The sequence below is a fragment of the Flavobacterium sp. genome (assembly GCF_039916025.1).
In the GTDB taxonomy this organism is placed as follows: domain Bacteria; phylum Bacteroidota; class Bacteroidia; order Flavobacteriales; family Flavobacteriaceae; genus Flavobacterium.
On the sequence record NZ_JBDSMB010000152.1, the window covers coordinates 1 to 17,828 of the forward strand.

General features: G+C 36.6%; 15 protein-coding genes. 10 read left to right on the plus strand and 5 right to left on the minus strand.

What is annotated here, in order from left to right; all coding sequences use genetic code 11:
- The 8 genes from ABIQ27_RS11570 to ABIQ27_RS11605 all read left to right on the plus strand — a co-directional run.
- On the plus strand, positions 1-432 hold a 432-nt coding region (locus ABIQ27_RS11570; protein WP_348034057.1), incomplete at its 5' end, for a hypothetical protein.
- 1 nt (position 433) lies between these two features.
- Positions 434-661 carry a DUF6095 family protein gene (locus tag ABIQ27_RS11575; protein WP_348034058.1) on the plus strand — a complete coding sequence of 76 codons (228 nt, stop codon included), beginning with the start codon at positions 434-436 and terminating at the stop codon, positions 659-661.
- A gap of 26 nt (positions 662-687) precedes the next feature.
- Entirely contained in the window at positions 688-918 is a 231-nt protein-coding gene (locus ABIQ27_RS11580; RefSeq protein ID WP_348034059.1) for a hypothetical protein, read from the plus strand.
- The gene (locus ABIQ27_RS11585) at positions 903-1,208 is read left to right on the plus strand and encodes a type II toxin-antitoxin system RelE/ParE family toxin (RefSeq protein ID WP_348034060.1); all 306 of its coding nucleotides are present in this window, start codon (positions 903-905) and stop codon (positions 1,206-1,208) included. Before ABIQ27_RS11580 ends, ABIQ27_RS11585 begins: the two co-directional genes overlap by 16 nt.
- Complete coding sequence (locus tag ABIQ27_RS11590) at positions 1,205-1,786, plus strand: DUF1572 family protein (protein ID WP_348034061.1); 582 nt, start codon at positions 1,205-1,207, stop codon at positions 1,784-1,786. Before ABIQ27_RS11585 ends, ABIQ27_RS11590 begins: the two co-directional genes overlap by 4 nt.
- A 112-nt stretch (positions 1,787-1,898) precedes the next feature.
- Positions 1,899-2,270 (plus strand): DNA topoisomerase IV, encoded by a 372-nt coding sequence (locus ABIQ27_RS11595; protein ID WP_348034062.1) that lies wholly within the window; start codon positions 1,899-1,901, stop codon positions 2,268-2,270.
- A 31-nt stretch (positions 2,271-2,301) separates the two neighbouring features.
- Entirely contained in the window at positions 2,302-3,159 is an 858-nt protein-coding gene (locus ABIQ27_RS11600; protein ID WP_348034063.1) for a TerC family protein, read from the plus strand.
- A gap of 49 nt (positions 3,160-3,208) precedes the next feature.
- Positions 3,209-3,550, plus strand: a complete 342-nt coding sequence (locus tag ABIQ27_RS11605) for a hypothetical protein (RefSeq protein WP_348034064.1) — start codon at positions 3,209-3,211, stop codon at positions 3,548-3,550.
- Positions 3,551-3,589: 39 nt separating this feature from the next.
- On the opposite strand, the gene ABIQ27_RS11610 is transcribed toward ABIQ27_RS11605, so the two are convergent.
- From ABIQ27_RS11610 to ABIQ27_RS11625, 4 genes are all read right to left on the minus strand, one after another.
- Positions 3,590-6,037, minus strand: coding sequence for a multicopper oxidase domain-containing protein (locus ABIQ27_RS11610; protein WP_348034065.1), 2,448 nt, complete (start codon positions 6,035-6,037; stop codon positions 3,590-3,592).
- Between the two features lie 6 nt (positions 6,038-6,043).
- The gene (locus ABIQ27_RS11615) at positions 6,044-8,569 is read right to left on the minus strand and encodes a heavy metal translocating P-type ATPase (RefSeq protein WP_348034066.1); all 2,526 of its coding nucleotides are present in this window, start codon (positions 8,567-8,569) and stop codon (positions 6,044-6,046) included.
- A gap of 93 nt (positions 8,570-8,662) precedes the next feature.
- The gene (locus tag ABIQ27_RS11620) at positions 8,663-9,223 is read right to left on the minus strand and encodes an AraC family transcriptional regulator (protein ID WP_348034067.1); all 561 of its coding nucleotides are present in this window, start codon (positions 9,221-9,223) and stop codon (positions 8,663-8,665) included.
- A gap of 97 nt (positions 9,224-9,320) precedes the next feature.
- Complete coding sequence (locus ABIQ27_RS11625; protein WP_348034068.1) at positions 9,321-9,590, minus strand: heavy metal-binding domain-containing protein; 270 nt, start codon at positions 9,588-9,590, stop codon at positions 9,321-9,323.
- 446 nt (positions 9,591-10,036) lie between these two features.
- Here ABIQ27_RS11625 and ABIQ27_RS11630 point away from each other — a divergent pair, with 446 nt between their 5' ends.
- Both ABIQ27_RS11630 and ABIQ27_RS11635 read left to right on the plus strand, forming a co-directional pair.
- On the plus strand, positions 10,037-14,593 hold the full coding sequence (locus tag ABIQ27_RS11630) for a chemotaxis protein CheB (protein WP_348034069.1): 4,557 nt from the start codon (positions 10,037-10,039) through the stop codon (positions 14,591-14,593).
- 11 nt (positions 14,594-14,604) lie between these two features.
- Complete coding sequence (locus ABIQ27_RS11635; RefSeq protein WP_348034070.1) at positions 14,605-15,003, plus strand: response regulator; 399 nt, start codon at positions 14,605-14,607, stop codon at positions 15,001-15,003.
- A 77-nt stretch (positions 15,004-15,080) separates the two neighbouring features.
- Here the strand turns inward: ABIQ27_RS11635 and ABIQ27_RS11640 are convergent, their stop codons facing one another.
- On the minus strand, positions 15,081-17,798 hold the full coding sequence (locus tag ABIQ27_RS11640; RefSeq protein WP_348034071.1) for a DNA gyrase/topoisomerase IV subunit A: 2,718 nt from the start codon (positions 17,796-17,798) through the stop codon (positions 15,081-15,083).
- Between the last annotated feature and the right edge of the window lie 30 nt (positions 17,799-17,828).

The following is a 17,828-nucleotide window of genomic DNA, read 5'->3' on the forward strand; positions in this document are numbered from 1 at the left end:
CAAAAACCAACATTAGGAGATACTTCGCCTAAACCAATCAAGTTAGAAAACGGAAGAATCTATCAGAACGATGTCCAAATCCCAAGTTATCAGGTTAAAAACATACTGGCTTCAAACCTTCATTCGCTTAAACTTTACAAACAAGCAAAATCAAAAGAGACGCTTGGTGCGACCTTGCTTGGATTAGGAATCACGCTTTCAGTAATTGATTTAGCAGTTGGTGTCTTATCAGCTTCAGAATATCCAACCGCGCTGACTTATGCCGGTGTTGGCATGGCTGCTATATCCATTCCTGTGTTATCCGGAAGGTCAAAAAAGATTAAAGAAGCGGTTCAATCCTATAACGACGGGCTAAAAAATACGACTTCATTAGATTTTGATTTAAACGCTGTGGCAAATCAAAATGGAATTGGAATTCAAATAAAATTTTAAAATGCCAATCAACAAAGAACTTTTCGACAAAGGAATTAAATACATGCTTTATGCATTACCATTAATGTTTATTGGGCCTAGCGTGATTTATAACGCATTTATAAATAAGCAGAATGTGTGGCATTATTTGGTATTGGCTTTTGGAATTGTATTTAGTTTTTTAGCCGTTTACTTTATGTTCAAAGGAATCAAAACACTAACTGACGCCCTTTTTGAAAATGATAAATAATCAGTACATTTACTAAAAAAAGAACCATGGATATTCAAGCAGAGCGCAATTGGATACATCAAGAAATTGATAAAGTGAAAGACACTTCTTTTTTAGAAAAACTGAAAACACTTCTAATTGCAAGGAATGAGTCGTCAATTCTATCGGTTGAAGAATACAACTACGATATTGAAAAAGCACTTGATAATATTGCCAAAGGAAACTTTGTTGCAGAAGAAGAAGCCAAAAGCATTTCAAAAAAATGGAATCGAAAATAATTTGGTCGATTGATGCATTGAAGCAACTGGAAGATATTCATTTTTTTATTCTTTTCGAAAGTAAATCCATCTCTATCGCCGACAAAGTAATTGACAAAATTTTTGAAAGTACAGCTGTTCTTAAAACCAATCCAGAGATCTATAAACTTGACAAATTAAAAACAAAAAACGACGGAACTTTTAGAACCTATTTTGTTTATGATTTTCAAATAAGTTATAGAATCAATACTAACATTATTCAAATTCTACGCGTCAGACACAACTCGAGAAAACCAAAAGATCTAAAATGAGTTTACAAAATAGCTACTTAGAAAGCATCAAAAAGCAATTTCTCTATTATAAAACATTGGGAGAAAAAGCGATGGAACAAATTGAACCTGAACAATTGTTTATTGCAGTAAATGAAGATACCAATTCGATTGCGGTTATTGTAAAACATCTTTCGGGGAATATGATTTCTCGCTGGACAGATTTTTTAACTACTGATGGCGAAAAAGAATGGCGCAACCGCGATGGTGAATTCGATTCCCATCTTCATGGGAATGACAAGGATGAACTGATGAAACTATGGGACAAAGGCTGGAATTGTTTTTTTACTACGATAAATGCATTAACTCCGGACCAGCTCGAAACGATAATTTATATCCGCAACGAAGGCCACACCGTTATGGAAGCGATAAGCCGTCAGCTGGCGCATTATCCGTATCACATTGGACAAATTGTTTTTTATGCCAAAATGCTAAAGAAATCGGATTGGGATTCGCTTTCCATCCCAAAGAATAAATCCAATAATTATAATGCTGATAAGTTTTCCAAAGAAAAAAGCATTAGGAATTTTACGGATGATGAACTTGATAAATTAAAATAAACTAGCCCCGATTGCAGCTGGCTACCATGTAGCGCAGAAAGCGGGAAACAGCTTCAAAATAAAAAGATACTGAACTTCTGAAATGAATTCAGTACAAGTAAATTCAGCATAAATGAAAAAAACAACCCTACTTCTACTCGCTTTATTTATTATTTCCTGCAACAACCACGAACGCAATTGCAAGGATTTTAAAACCGGGAAATTTCAATTTGTCCAGGATATTGATGGTAAAAAACATACATCAACCTTTATCAGAACCGAAAATCTGCAAATCGAAACCTATAATGGAAAAACCGATACAGCTTCGGTACGTTGGGTAAATGATTGTGAATTTATTCTGCAGAAACTGCATCCCAAAAACATGAAAGAAGAAAAGGCAATTAGCATGAAAATTTTGTTTACTCAAAAGAATACTTATACCTTTGAATATGCCTTTGTTGGAAGCAACAAAAAACAACGTGGCATTGTAACAAAACTCGAATAACAACGTTAAACCGCTAAACTCAAACTATAAAATGGATATCTTATTTACGCCTGATGCACTAATTGCACTACTTACTTTAACATTTTTGGAGATTATACTCGGAATTGATAATATTGTTTTTCTTTCTATTGTATCAGGAAAGCTTAGAGCTGAAGATCAGCCTAAAGCCAGACGAATTGGTTTGCTTTTAGCGATGGCATTCAGAATTATCCTGTTATTCGGAATCACTTGGGTTTTGAGTTTGCAGGACACGATTTTGGCTATTGATTGGGGATTTTTTGAAGCGCATATTACGGGACAAAGCTTAATCATTTTTGGTGGTGGATTATTCCTGTTGTACAAATCGGTTTCTGAAATTCACCACAAAATGGAAGGCGAAGAAGAAGGCACGAGCGGTAAAGCCAGTAACAGCATATCTGCAGCTATTATACAGATTGCATTATTGAATATTGTCTTTTCTTTTGACAGTATTTTAACAGCAGTTGGAATGGTAAGCATGAAAGAGCCTGCCGAAGGCGGTTTTGGACAAGAAGGCGCATTGATTATCATGATTTTGGCAGTAATTATTTCTATTATTATTATGATGATTTTTGCAGGACCGGTTTCTAAATTTGTAAACGAGCATCCAACAATACAAATCCTTGGTTTGTCATTCCTGATATTAATTGGTGTAATGCTTATAGCCGAAGGTTCACATTTGGCACACTTTAAATTTGGTAACGATGTCGAAGTCGGAACAATCCCAAAAGGCTATTTGTACTTCTCGATTTTCTTCTCATTGTTTGTAGAATTCCTCAATCTGAGAATGAAGAAAAACAGAAAACCTGTCAAGCTTCACAATAACAAAATCATTGACAAGAAATTGAAAGATAAAGATGTTACGGATTAAATCAGTTGCACTGATTTTGCTTTTAAGTTTAATTGGATGCCATAAAGATATGTTTAACAAAGAACCTGTGTTTGACACATTCAAACCCGAAGCTAAGGAATACAAGGATAAACTGGCTGAGAAAATCAAAGCAAATGATAACGTTTCCTATTATTTTAATCGCCTTTTTAAAAAAGACAACGCAGATTATATGGAAATTTCTGTTGAAGGCAAGGATTTCAAAGCAGTTGCATTTGTCTTTATAAACAATTGGAAAAATATCGAAGGAATAAAAGATGCAAATGGCGGCGGTTATAATGGTGCCGAACTAAAAGGTTTACAGCTTGTAGTGATACCAAATTATGAAGGCGCTGATTTGGTTTATAAAGATTTAGAATCAATAATTGATTAAATAAAAACTCCTCTCGTTATTGACGAGAGGAGTTTTTATTTAATAATTTAGATTAACACCAACGCCAAATCCCATATCACTATCATAATGAGTCGTCACTCCAAAATTGCGTTTGATAATGTATCGCAATCCAGCCATATATTCTTTGTCGGTATTCCACATCAAACTCATTCGCAGACGTTTTGAAACCGGAATATCCATACGTTCAAACTGCAACCTGAAATTTCCATCAGTAAAAAGTTCCGCCTGGGCTTTTACAAGCATTGGTAAAGTATATTCAAAACCTACACTAAAAACAGAGCGATTGTCTTTGGTGTTAGTTTGTCCAAATAGATTTTCTTCCATCTCGTCTTGATGCATTTTTCTGTATCGCCAATCGAAACCAATAAATGGCATGAACCATTGCATCTTGCCTATGTATCGTCCAATATGCGTTTCTGTTTCGTAACCATGCATGTTGCTATAACCCAAACGCCATTCTGTGCCAATGCTCCAACGTGTGCTGCCTAACATTATATGCCCATCATTTCCGTTAGTAGCAAAATCGTTTTCTGTCATAAAATGGAATTTCCTATCATCGGCAAACAATTTGCGTTGCGCCAGTTTTGGGTTTGGGATTTCGGGATTTACAGGCGAATTCTCATAAGAGAAAACCCTTCCCATCCCAGCCATCATATGATACAGGATATGACAATGAAAAAACCAATCACCACTTTCGGTTGCGGCAAACTCAAGCGTATCTGTTTCCATTGGCATGATATCAATGGTATTTTTCAGTGGCGAATAATCACCTTGTCCGTTTAACACTCTAAAATCATGTCCGTGTAAATGCATTGGATGCCGCATCATCGAATTGTTGTGAATTACCATTCGGATGATTTCACCTTTTTTGATTAGGATTTTGTCTGTTTCCGAAACTACTTTGTTGTCTAAACTCCAAACGTAACGGTTCATATTTCCTGTGAGTTCAAACTTTAATTCTCGTAACGTTGCTTCTTTTGGAAGTGTGGTTTTTGTTGGCGATTTTAACATTCCATAATGTAAGGTTACAATGTCCTGAATTTGGCTGGTATCGCCATTGGCTTCTCCTGTTGATTCGGGATACATTACTGAGTTCATGTCCATTTTGTTATATGCCATTTTCATTCCCATATCATCTAAATCACCATTCATTTTCATCATATCGTTCATCATTTTCATTCCTTCAAAATACTTTAGCTTTGGAAGTGGTGAAGTGGTTTTTTTAGTTCCGTCACCTATAAAAACGGAAGTAGATTTTGTTCTGTCTTCTGAGGTAGCTAAAAACTCATATGCGGTTTGATTTTCGGGAATATTGAGAATGATATCATAGGTTTCGGAAACTGCAATTAATAATCTGTTGACTTCAATGGGTTCCACATCGTTACCATCATTGGCAACTACAGTAATTTTTCCTCCGGCATAAGTCAGCCAAAAATAGGTTGATGCTCCAGCGTTTGAAATTCGCAACCGCACTTTTTCACCAGCTTTGAATTGAGATAATTGACTTTCCTTCTTTCCATTAATTAAAAATGAATCATAGTAGATATCGCTGACATCCATAGCATTCATTCGCTTCCATTCGTTGATGAGCTTGGTTTTGAAATGTTCTTGTTGAATAGCTTCGGTATAACTTTGGGTTGTTCCTTTTTGGATAGCAAACCAGTCGGTGGCGTTGTGTAACATTCGGTGTACATTTTTTGGATTTAAATCGGTCCATTCGCTCAAAATAATCGGAACCGTTGGCAAATCGTCAATTCCTTTTCTGAAAGTCGGATCGCTATTTTTTTTATTCATAATGAAAGCGCCATACATTCCGATTTGTTCCTGCAAACCCGTATGGCTGTGATACCAATGTGTTCCATTTTGTATGATTGGGAATTTATACAGATGTGTGGTATGTGGCTTTATTGGCATTTGTGTCAGGTTTGGAACACCATCATATTGATTGGGCAAAAACAAACCGTGCCAATGTAAAGAAGTATCTTCATCCAATTCGTTATGCACATAAATTTCAGCAATATCGCCTTCAGTAAATGTTAAAGTTGGCATCGGAATTTGTCCATTTACTGCAATGGCGCGTTTTGGTTTGTTACCAAAAGTTACTATGGTATCGCGAACATATAAATCGTAACGAACAGTTTTTGATGGCTCATCTTTTGGAACAATTACAGTTGTTGTTGGCGCTTTAATCTCTAAAGGTATTTGCTTTGGAATAGTATCGTTTGCGATAACTGGTTTATTAGGAGTAACTACTTTAGGTTTTACTACAGTTGCTTTTTTCTTAACCGCCTTTGGTTTTTCTTTTATTAAATCCATGCCACATATCGGACAATCTCCTGGTTTTGTTACATGAATTTGGGGATGCATCGAACACGTGTAGAATGTTTGTTGTGTTTCGTTTTTGCTTTGTGCGGTCGCAGTCGAGCCAATAGTTAATAGGAATAGTATTGAAAATAGTGTTTTCATTTTTGCTTAAAGTTTTAAATTTCGCAACCGCAAAGCGTTTACAATTACAGAGACCGAACTAAAAGACATTGCTAATGCTGCAATCATTGGCGAAAGGAAGATTCCGAAAAAAGGATACAATGCTCCCGCCGCAATTGGAACACCTAATACATTATAGAAAAAAGCAAAGAATAAATTTTGCTTGATATTACCCATAACAGCATGACTCAGGATTTTTGCTTTAACAATGTCTTGCAAATCTCCTTTTACCAAGGTTATTTTAGCACTTTCGATAGCTACATCGGTTCCTGTTCCCATGGCTATTCCAATGTCAGCTTGGGCCAAGGCCGGGGCATCATTAATCCCATCGCCAGCCATTGCTACAACTTTCCCTTCCGATTGTAATCTTTTGATTTCATTGAGTTTGTCTTCGGGCAGGCAACCCGCTTTATAGGAAGATAAATTCAATTCATCAGCGACTGCTTTCGCTGTATTAATATTGTCGCCGGTTAACATAATTACTTCAACGCCCTGAAGCATTAATTCCTTTATAGCTTTCTTACTTGATTTTTTTATGGCATCGGTAATTGATACAAATCCAACTACTACTCCATCGATGGTGATATAAGAAACTGTTTTTCCTAGTTTTTGTTCGGCTAAAATTTTACTTTCTATTTCGCCAGGAAAGGTGGCATTGACCTGCTCCATTAATTTTTTATTTCCCAATGCTACTTTTTTACCGCTCACTGTTCCAACAACTCCTTTTCCGGCAACGGCTTCAAAATCTTTTACTTCGATTAAAGAAATCTCTTTTGCTTTGGCATAATTTACAACCGCCTGCGCTAATGGATGCTCGCTATATTGGTTTAATGAAGCTATGCTTTGCAGTAGATTATCTTCATCCTTATTTGAAGCATAAATCTTTTCTACTGATGGTTTTCCTTCGGTGATTGTGCCTGTTTTATCGGTTATTAAAACATTCACTTTATTCATGTTTTCTAAAGCTTCCGCATTTTTTATCAGCACACCCGATTGAGCTCCTTTGCCAACACCAACCATAACCGACATTGGCGTTGCCAATCCCAAAGCGCAGGGGCACGCAATAATTAATACAGCGATAGCATTAATAAATCCATAAACCAGTCTAGGTTCGGGACCAAAATTTGCCCAAACAAAAAAAGTAATTGCTGAAATAACCACTACTATAGGAACAAAATATTTTGCAATACTATCTGCTAATTTTTGAATTGGAGCTCTCGAACGACTGGCATCGTTTACCATTTGAACAATTTGGGAAAGCAAGGTTTCTGACCCCACCTTTTCGGCTATCATTACAAATGATTTGTTCCCGTTTATTGTTCCGGCTATAACTGCATCGTCTTTCTTTTTGTCTACCGGAATAGGTTCTCCTGTAATCATTGCTTCATCGATGCTACTTTCTCCATCGGTTATTTTTCCGTCAACCGGAACTTTGTCTCCCGGTTTTACACGCAATAAGTCTCCTTTTTTGATATCATGCATAGAAATTACGGTATCCTTACCATCGATAACTAAAGTTGCTTCAGTAGGTGCTAGTTTTAGTAATTCTTTTATAGCTCCATTGGTTTGACTGTGTGCTCTGGCTTCGAGTAACTGTCCCAGCAAAACTAACGTTAAGATAACCGTTGTAGCTTCAAAATATAGCAATACTGTTCCGTGTTCGGTTTTGAATTCGTCAGGAAAAATTGACGGAAAGAACATTCCGATTAAACTAAATAGAAAAGCCGCTCCGGTACCAATTCCGATAAGGGTAAACATATTTAGATTCCATGTAATGATTGATTTCCAGGCTCGAACAAAGAACACCCAACAGGCATAAAACACAACAGGAAGTGAGAGAATGAATTGCGCCCAATTCCATTTTTCCGTATCCATGATTTTTAATAATGGGTTGTTGTGTATCATTTCTATCATGGCAATAGCAAAAATGGGAGCAGTAAAGAGTACTGCTATTTTCATTTTTTTGACTAAACCTTGATAAGTTTTTTGATCTTCAGTATCACTAGGTTCCATCGGGACTAAATCCATCCCGCAAATAGGACACGAGCCTGGATTGTCTTTGACCACTTCAGGATGCATTGGACAAGTGTATAGTGTTATCGTAGTATTAGTTAATTCAGGTTCTTTGACCAAATGCATTCCACAAACCGGACAATCTCCGGGTTTGTCATACGTTTTTTCTCCTTCGCAATGCATTGGGCAGTAATATTTTCCTGCAGAATTTTCAGGATTAGAAGGAGATTGAATAGTCTTGTTTTTAATAGTTGAACAACAATCTGAATTTGGTTCGGAATGTTTATTGTTGGGTAATGAGATTTGATACTTACTTTCTTTACCACCGAGCGCAGCTTGCAAAATGTTTAATTCAACATGTTTTGACATAGTAATTTTTACCTGTTTATCTTCTTTTGAAACTTCAACTTGCGTGATGTTTTCAACTTTAGATAAATCGGCATTTACTTTTGCTTCGCAACCCGAGCATGTCATGCCTGTCACTTGATAGGTATGTACCATTTTTTTAAATTTTAGTTGTTAAAAATAATGTTACAAATTTCAGGATTGATTAAATGTCAGCTATTGTAGAATTTCTTATTTGAGTTGTAAGATTTACAAATCTTCAATCTGCTTTCTTTTTTTATCTTTCAACTGCTTAAAGTAAGTAGGTGAAAAACCTGTAATTTTCTTAAACTGATTACTTAAATATCCAACGCTGCTATAATTGAGTTGGTACGAAATTTCGCTTAAGGTCATTTCATCATACATCAGTAACTCTTTTACTTTTTCAATTTTTTGATTGATGAAATATTTCTCTATCGTTGTGTTTTCGATTTCTGAGAAGAGGTTGCTCAAACTGTTATAATCCTGATGCAATTGCTGTGATAAGTAATTGGATAAATTTGTTTTTAAATCATGGTCTTTATGGTGAACCAAATCAATGATTAGTGTTTTGATTATATCAATTGTCCTACTTTTTTTATCATCTATTATATCAAAACCAACAGCATGCAATTGATGCAAAACTTTCTTTTTTTGATTTTCCGGAATATCATTTTCCAATTCAACAAAACCCAGTTCAACTGAAAGTGTATTAATTCCTAAATCTTCAAAAACCGATTTTACAACCATTTTGCAACGACTGCAAACCATATTTTTAATATAGAGTTTCATAAATTAAAAATTACAAATACAATTTGAAACACACCAATAAGTCCTGTTACAAATGTAACAAGACTTCCTGGTGCCGTAAAATAGGCTTATTAGATAACTATTTTTTTACCGGAACAAGCTCTGACAATGCCATTCCGCATTTGGAGCATTTGTCATTCAGTTTCCCTTGCACCTCCGGATGCATAGAACACGAATACAATCTTTCTGTTTCGGGTTCCGTTGCGGTGGTGTCAATATCTGTTGTCGCAGTGTCAGTAGTGTTTACTGTCGCTTCCGTTTTCTCAACCGTAACTGTTTCCGTTTCTTTGTTTTTGTTACAGGAGATAAGCAAGGCGATTACCGCCATTGAAAAGATTATTTTTTTCATTTTATAAGGATTTAAACTAATGACTTATTAAACTTACTAATACATCATTAATTATTTTTATAAAGTTACGTTATTAAAAAGATAGTAGCTCAGGTAATTTAATCTTAATTTAGAAATCATAGTTTTAGAGTGCTAAAACCCTATTGTACAACCTTCTGTAAAAGTTTAGGTTTAACTCTGCCTTCACATTTTACAACATACTTAATCAACAAATCTGTTGCAATAAATTAAGAGTCCAATTATGACTGCAATGATATTTTTATACATACATTTACCATCATGGTAATATGATATTTATCATATATTTAAACCAAATAAAGGGCGTACTTTACATTTAGTTTAGCCCACCCCCCGCCTTATTACATGCTGCACATTTGAAACACAGCAAAAGTCCGCATCATTTTACATTCTTATAATTAATTTCACGTTTATAATTTTTACAACCATTGACTGCACCAAAAAAAGATAAGACCCAACCATCAGCCACCGTGCAAAACTTCCCCATTGTAGGTATTGGTGCGAGTGCGGGAGGACTTGATGCTTTCAAGAGATTGCTTACGGCCATCCCCGAAGACTCAGGGATGGCTTATGTATTGGTACAGCATCTTGATCCATCTCACGAAAGTATTTTGCCGGAGATTTTGCAAAGGGTAACAAAAATTCCGGTGCATGAAATTACCGAGGATATTCATCTTGCGCCCGACCACATCTACATCATTCCTTCCAACAAAATCCTTACTTCAACTGATGGTGTGTTGCAATTAGCTCCACGCGAAAAGAAAATTCTAAATTTCTCGATTGATATTTTTTTTACATCGCTTGCCGAAGTGCACAAAGAGTTTGCAGTGGGAATTGTATTGTCAGGAACAGGAAGCGATGGAACTCTTGGTTTGAAAGCCATCAAAGAAAATGGGGGTATCAGCATTGCGCAGGACATCGAATCGGCAGCATATGATAGTATGCCACAAAGGGCTGTGAATTCAGGGGTTGTAGACTTTATCTTAGCACCCGAAAAAATTCCGGCTAAGCTTTTGCAAATCAACAACGCTTACAAAACAAATCATTTTTTTAAAGAAGAAGAAGAACTTCCAATTGACGATGAAGCAATTTTCAAACAAATTCTTTTGTTGCTACACCAGCGAAGAGGAGTTGATTTTACTTATTACAAGCAACCTACGTTTCACAGACGCATAGCGCGAAGATTAACCATTGTGAAAAAGAAAAACCTTGCGGATTATTTAAAATTTTTACTGACCAATAAAGACGAACAGGATGCACTCTTCCAGGATGTGCTCATTCCCGTAACATCTTTTTTTCGCGATGCTAAAACTTTTCAAAGATTATCTGATACTGTTTTTCCCACAGTGTTTAAAAATAAAGCTGCCGATGAACCTATTCGCATCTGGATTGCGGGATGCTCTACAGGTGAAGAAGCATTTTCAATTGCCATTTGCCTGCATGAATTTTTAGGAGATAAATTATCCAATACAAAAATTCAAATCTTTGCTTCCGATATTTCTGAAAAAGCCATCAAGAAAGCGCGTGCTGCCCATTACAGCAAAGCCGAAGTAGGAAACATTTCCGAAGCGCAACTGAAAAAATATTTTGTGAAAAATACTGGCGGATATGAATTAAACAAACTCATCCGTGATATATGTGTCTTTGCTCCTCACAATTTTTTGAAAGACCCGCCATTTGCTAAAATGGATTTAATAAGCTGTCGTAACGTACTCATTTATATGGATACTTTTTTACAGAAGAAAGCATTCTCCACTTTTCATTATGCACTAAGAGAAAACGGTTTTCTTGTCCTCGGAAAATCAGAGACTACTGGAGCATCATCTGATTTGTTTACACAAATTTCCAAGAACGATAAAATTTATTCGCGTAAACCCTTACCAGGTAGGTTTATGCATGTTGCCACCAATCGAAAAAAAGAAGTATTTCCAACAAAATATAAAATCGCAACCAGAGAAGAAGCCACGCAAACCGATTTTAGGAAAAGCGCAGAAGCAGTAATGCTTTCAAAATCTCCTGCAAGTGTAGTAGTCAATGTACAAATGGACATTGTTCACATTCACGGAGACATTACTCCTTTTCTTCAGGCACCACAAGGCAAGCCGACTCACAACCTTATCAAAATGGCGCGTGAAGGGTTAGCCTTTGAATTGCGCAACGCCATTCACAAAGCTGCGAAGGAACAAGATACAGTTACCAAGGAAAATATTCCTGTTAGAGTAAATGGACACCAATCTCTGGTTGCGGTTGAAATTATTCCGCTTATTGATACAGTGGAACCGCATTACTTAATTCGGTTTGAAAAAATAATAATTCCTGAGGTTCATAAAGAAAATAAATCTGCATCAGTAAAAATAAATGCCACTCAAAAGCAAAACGAGCGATTAGAGAAAGAACTTCTGCAAACCCGCGATGACATGCGTTTCATTACTGAAGACATGGAAGCCGCTAATGAGGAACTGCAAAGCGCCAACGAAGAATTGCAAAGCAGCAATGAGGAAATGCAAAGTTTGAACGAAGAATTAGAAACTTCAAAAGAAGAGTTGCAATCCACCAACGAAGAACTCACTATCGTAAATCAGGAGTTACTTGATAAGCAGGAACAACTCAACGCATCAAGGTACTATGCCGAAAGCATAGTAACCACTATTCGCGAACCACTTATCATTCTAGATAAAAAGCTTCGAATAAAAACCGCCAACGCATCGTTCTATAAAGTATTTAATGCGGAAGAAGATGAAACGGAAGGTAAATTATTTTATGAAATACAAAACGGCCAGTGGGATGATTATGAAATGCAGACAATGCTTGAAAAAATTCTCCCTCAACACGAGCGGCTTGTAGACTTTGAAATCATCCTCAAATTTCCATCGCTTGGCGAACGCCATTTGTTACTGAACGCATTAAAAATTAAAAATGACAAAACTTCGGAACAATTAATTCTCCTGGCTATTGAAGATATTACCGAAAGGAAAAATATTGAACAAAAGTTAGAGACGACACACCTTGCATTAGAAGAAAAAAATAAATTAATTGAAGCAAGCGAAAAACGTTTAAGCAATATGCTTATACAATCGCTCATGGGCATTTGCATTTTTGAGGGACCTGATATGGTTGTTACTTTTGCCAATGAACCCATGCTTAAAATGTGGGGAAAAGGAAATGTGATTGGTAAACCCGTACTGGGATTTATGCCTGAATTGAAAGACCAGCCCTTCCCAAAAATTATGCTGGATGTGTATACTACAGGAGTAACTTTTGCAACAAACGAAATCAAAGCCATTATCAATCGCAACGGTAAACCGGAAGAACGTTATTTCAATTTAATTTATCAACCTTACAAGGATGTAGATGATAGTATTACCGGAGTAACAGCGCTTGCAACAGAGGTGACTGAATCTGTAAATTCACGAAAACAAATTGAAGAAAGCGAAAAGCGTTTCAGCAATATATTGTCACAATCAATGATGTCAATTGCTATTTTAAAGGGAGCTGATTTGATAATAGCCTTTGCAAACGAGAAGATGATGACTTCGTGGGGAAAAGGAAATGATATTGTTGGCAAACCACTATTAGAAGTACTTTATGAATTGAAAGATCAGCCATTTCCCAATGTGATGCAACAGGTTTACGCTACAGGAGTACCGCACTATGGTTACGAAGAAAAAGCAATACTTATCATCAACGGAAAAGAAGAAATAACCTATTATAATTACCTGTGTCAACCCTACACTGAAGTTGATAATACTATTTCAGGAGTAACCATTCTTGCAAACGAAGTAACAGAGCAAGTACTTGTAAAAAAACAGATAGAAGAAAGTGAAGCTAAATTCAGAACTCTTGCCGAATCCATTCCGAACATGATATGGGCTGCAGGAGCCGATGGACAGAAAAATTTCTTCAACAAATATTTTCTCGATTACACCGGTTTGTCATTTGAAGAACTACAAGAAGATGGCATGAGAAAAATTATTTTTCCCGGCGACCTTAAAAAAGATTTGCAACTGTGGAATCAAGCTCTTAAAACTGGCGAAGATTTTAATATGGAAAAGCGAATCCGCTGTCACGATGGAACTTACAGATGGCATTTAAGTCATAGCAGTGCTCAAAAAGATACGGACGGAAATATTACAGGCTGGATAGGAAGCAACACTGAAATTGAACATCAGAAAAAATTTACCGAAGAATTAGAAATTAAAGTAAAAGAGCGAACCGATGATTTACAGAATTTAAACGAAGAATTAAAAAAAAGCAACATACGATTAGACCAGTTTGCCTATGTAGCAAGCCATGATTTGCAGGAACCCTTACGAAAAATCATCACATTCTCCCTGCTATTACAAGACCAACATAAAGACGAATTAAGCAAAAATGTAAAATTATACCTCAACAAAATAGAAGGAGCTTCTTCTCGCATGTCAACACTTATAAGTGACATGCTAAACTTTTCACGACTCCTTCAACCCGAAAAATTATTCGTAACAACAGATTTAAACGAAGTACTCAAAAATATTTTAGGCGATTTTGAATTGCTTATAGCAGAAAAGAAAGCCGAAATAAAAATTGATCTGCTCCCGTCTATTACAGCAATTCCTTTGCAAATGAATCAGCTTTTTTATAACCTCATCAGCAATGCGCTCAAATATTCTAAGGAAGATGAGTCGCCACTTATCACTATCACATCACGCAACGTTTCAGAAAAAGAAATTAAAAAATATCCTGACTTCAATCCGTTCATGGCCTATGTTGAAATAATTTTCAAAGACAATGGCATCGGCTTCGAACAACAATACGCAGAAAGAATATTCACCATCTTCCAGCGCTTGCATGATAAAGAAACCTATATTGGTAACGGAATTGGGTTAGCACTCTGCAAAACAATTATTGAAAATCATCATGGAGAAATTTTTGCCAAAGCAAAAGAAAACCAAGGCGCATCGTTTCATGTAATCCTTCCAATAACACAATCACGACAACAAACTTAAAATAAAAAACAATGGTTCAAAGTATTTTCATGATAATCGATGATGACAAAGATGATAAGTTTTTTTTTAAACAAACAACAGAAGGCATGTTTAATGCCTGCTGTCTTCAGGCAAATGACGGTGCAGATGCACTCAGGCAATTACGAAAAAAAAACCAGTTGCCCGACTTCATTTTCCTTGATGTAAATATGCCCCGCATGGACGGAAAGGAATGTTTAAAAGAATTAAAAAAAGATAAAAAGCTAAAATACATTCCAGTCATTATGTATTCGACCTCCTTTTCGGAGCAATCAATTGAAGAATTTCGTATGCTAGGTTCAGCAAATTATCTTCTGAAACCAACAGATATGAGTAAACTTCCTGAACAAATTATAATGGCAATGAAAAAAAGCATACTGCCAACTTTATGAAATTACCTTTAATAGCGGTTTGTCAAATTGCTGCCAATAGATTGCAAAACGCCACTTAAAAAGTGGCGTTTTTATAATTATTCAAAACTTAAACCTATCTGTCCGTCATCGCCGGTTTCTGTCTGGATATCTTCTGAAACATCGTTTTCATCAGTCACTTCCATTTCTTCAGGTTGTTCCGGTTCAGGTTCTTCATAAGGCAATGATTCCAAAAGATTCACTTGTTTGAGTTTATCTGCTGTCAATTGATTTCCTAATGCTTTGATACCTTTTACCGCAATGAATTCTTCCAGGTTTATCGTTTGGTTTTCTTTCTGAATGCCTTTTACTTTGGCATAAATAATTTCCGCCATCGGACGCCAATCGGTCGAAACGATTTCCAGTTGTGACTTCTCGTGTTCGGTTATAAAGATTTCATCTTTGTTTTCGTTTTCGACAAGAAAACGTTTGATAAAATAACGCTCTTTTTCTCCATCGTAATAGATTGCCGAAATCGGTTTGTTTGGATTCCATTTTTCCATCACAACAATATCTTCATCAAAATGCGTTGTCAGTTCCGGAATGATGGTTTTCAGCTTTCCTGATTGATTGATAAGCAGCAATCGGTCATTTGGTCTGAATTCACCAAGCAACTCGCCTCTTCCATCAACGTTTAATCTTTGAACCGTATCGTCAAACCAAACTTTTCTCGGACGCAAAGTCGAAATTCCTTTTTCTTTAAGTTCGATTTTCTTGATTGGATATTTGGTAACCGTATTTCCTCGGGAAGCTCGTCCTTTGATGGCGATATCGGCAAAATCCAAATCCCATTTCAGTTTCTTGATGCTTCCAACCTGACGCAGTAAAATCGTAATAACTTCGGCTTCACCGTTTGGATTATGAGAGAAATACAAAACTTGTGAACCTGCTTTTTCCTGTGTTAAATCGTAGAACTTATCACGAGTAACTCCGGAAACATTGAATCGTTTAATAAATGTCGAGCCATTTTTTCCGTCGCGATAAATCATGTTGTAAATCGTGCGTTTGTCATTCTTATCAAATACTGCAATATGAATTATGTCTTTTCCAACGAATTTCTTATCGTCTACTTTGGCAATCATCATTTTTCCGTCACGCAGAAACACAATCACATCATCAATATCAGAACAATCGGCAACGTATTCGTCTTTTTTCAAACCGGTTCCAAAGAAACCTTCTTCTTTGTTTACGTAGAGTTTGGTATTTCGTAAAGCAACTTTAGTCGCTTCGATATTGTCAAAACTTCTCAACTCTGTTTGACGTTCACGACCTTTTCCGTATTTGTCTTTCAGCATCTGGAAGAAGTCGATTGCAAAGTCGATTATGTTAGCCAAATGATGTTTCACTTGTTCCATTTCGGCTTCCAATTTCGAAATCGCATCATCTGCTTTATCCGAATCGAAACGCGTAATACGAATCATCGGAATAAGAGTCAGCTTTTGCAAATCTTCATCATTGATTTCGCGTACAAAAGATTTTAGAAACGGTTTGAACGCATCATACATATAAACGTAAAGCGTTTCCCTGTCGTGGTACAATTTGAAATCGATATACATTTCTTCACGGATGAAAATCTTTTCGAGCGTAGAAAAATGCCATTTGTTTTCGAGTTCATCCAATTGAATTTCCAACTCACGTTTCAGCAAATCAACGGTTCTGTTGGTTGAGATTTTCAACATATCCGAAACGCCGATAAACAACGGTTTATGGTTTTCAATCACACAACCTAAAGGCGCAACCGAAGTTTCACATGCGGTAAACGCATACAAAGCATCAATAGTTTTATCAGGAGAAACGCCCGGCGGAAGATGAATTAGAATCTCAACTTCTGCAGCCGTATTATCTTCTATTTTTTTGACTTTGATTTTCCCTTTTTCATTCGCTTTCAGAATACTGTCAATCAATGTCGATGTATTTGTAGAAAACGGAATCTGGGTAATTACTAATGTCTGTTTGTCTAATTGCCCGATTTTGGCACGAACGCGGACACGTCCGCCACGCAAACCGTCATTGTAATTGGAAACATCCGCAATTCCAGCTGTTGGGAAATCAGGGAAAAGTGTGAAAGGTTTATTCTTTAAAATCTTGATTGAAGAATCGATAAGTTCGATGAAATTGTGTGGCAACACTTTGGTGGATAATCCAACAGCAATTCCTTCCGCGCCCTGCGCCAACAATAACGGAAACTTAACCGGAAGATTAATTGGTTCAGCACGACGACCGTCATACGACATTCCCCATTGCGTAATTTTTGGAGAAAATAAAATATCATGGCCCAATTTAGAAATACGCGCCTCAATATAACGTGAAGCCGCAGCACTATCACCCGTGAGGATATTTCCCCAGTTTCCCTGCATGTCGATAATCAATTCCTTCTGCCCAATTTGAACCATCGCATCACCAATACTCGCATCACCGTGTGGATGATACTGCATCGTGTGCCCAACAATGTTTGCTACTTTGTTGTAACGTCCATCATCCAGTTCTTTCATCGAATGCATGATACGGCGTTGCACCGGTTTGAAACCGTCTTCAATTGCAGGAACAGCACGCTCGAGAATTACATAGGAAGCGTAATCCAGAAACCAATCCTTGTACATTCCTGTCACTTTGGTGATGGTATCTTCGGGGTTTATTTCTTCCTGATCGTAAAAATGATCACCACCCGAAGCTTTGATATCCTCAAAACCTTCGTCGGTAGTTTCATCTGACGGCGATTCGTTGTTGTCGTTCTCGTCTTCGTTTGGAATTATATCGTCTTCTTCGTCGTTGTTCATTTATTTCTACTGACTATTCTATTCGTAATT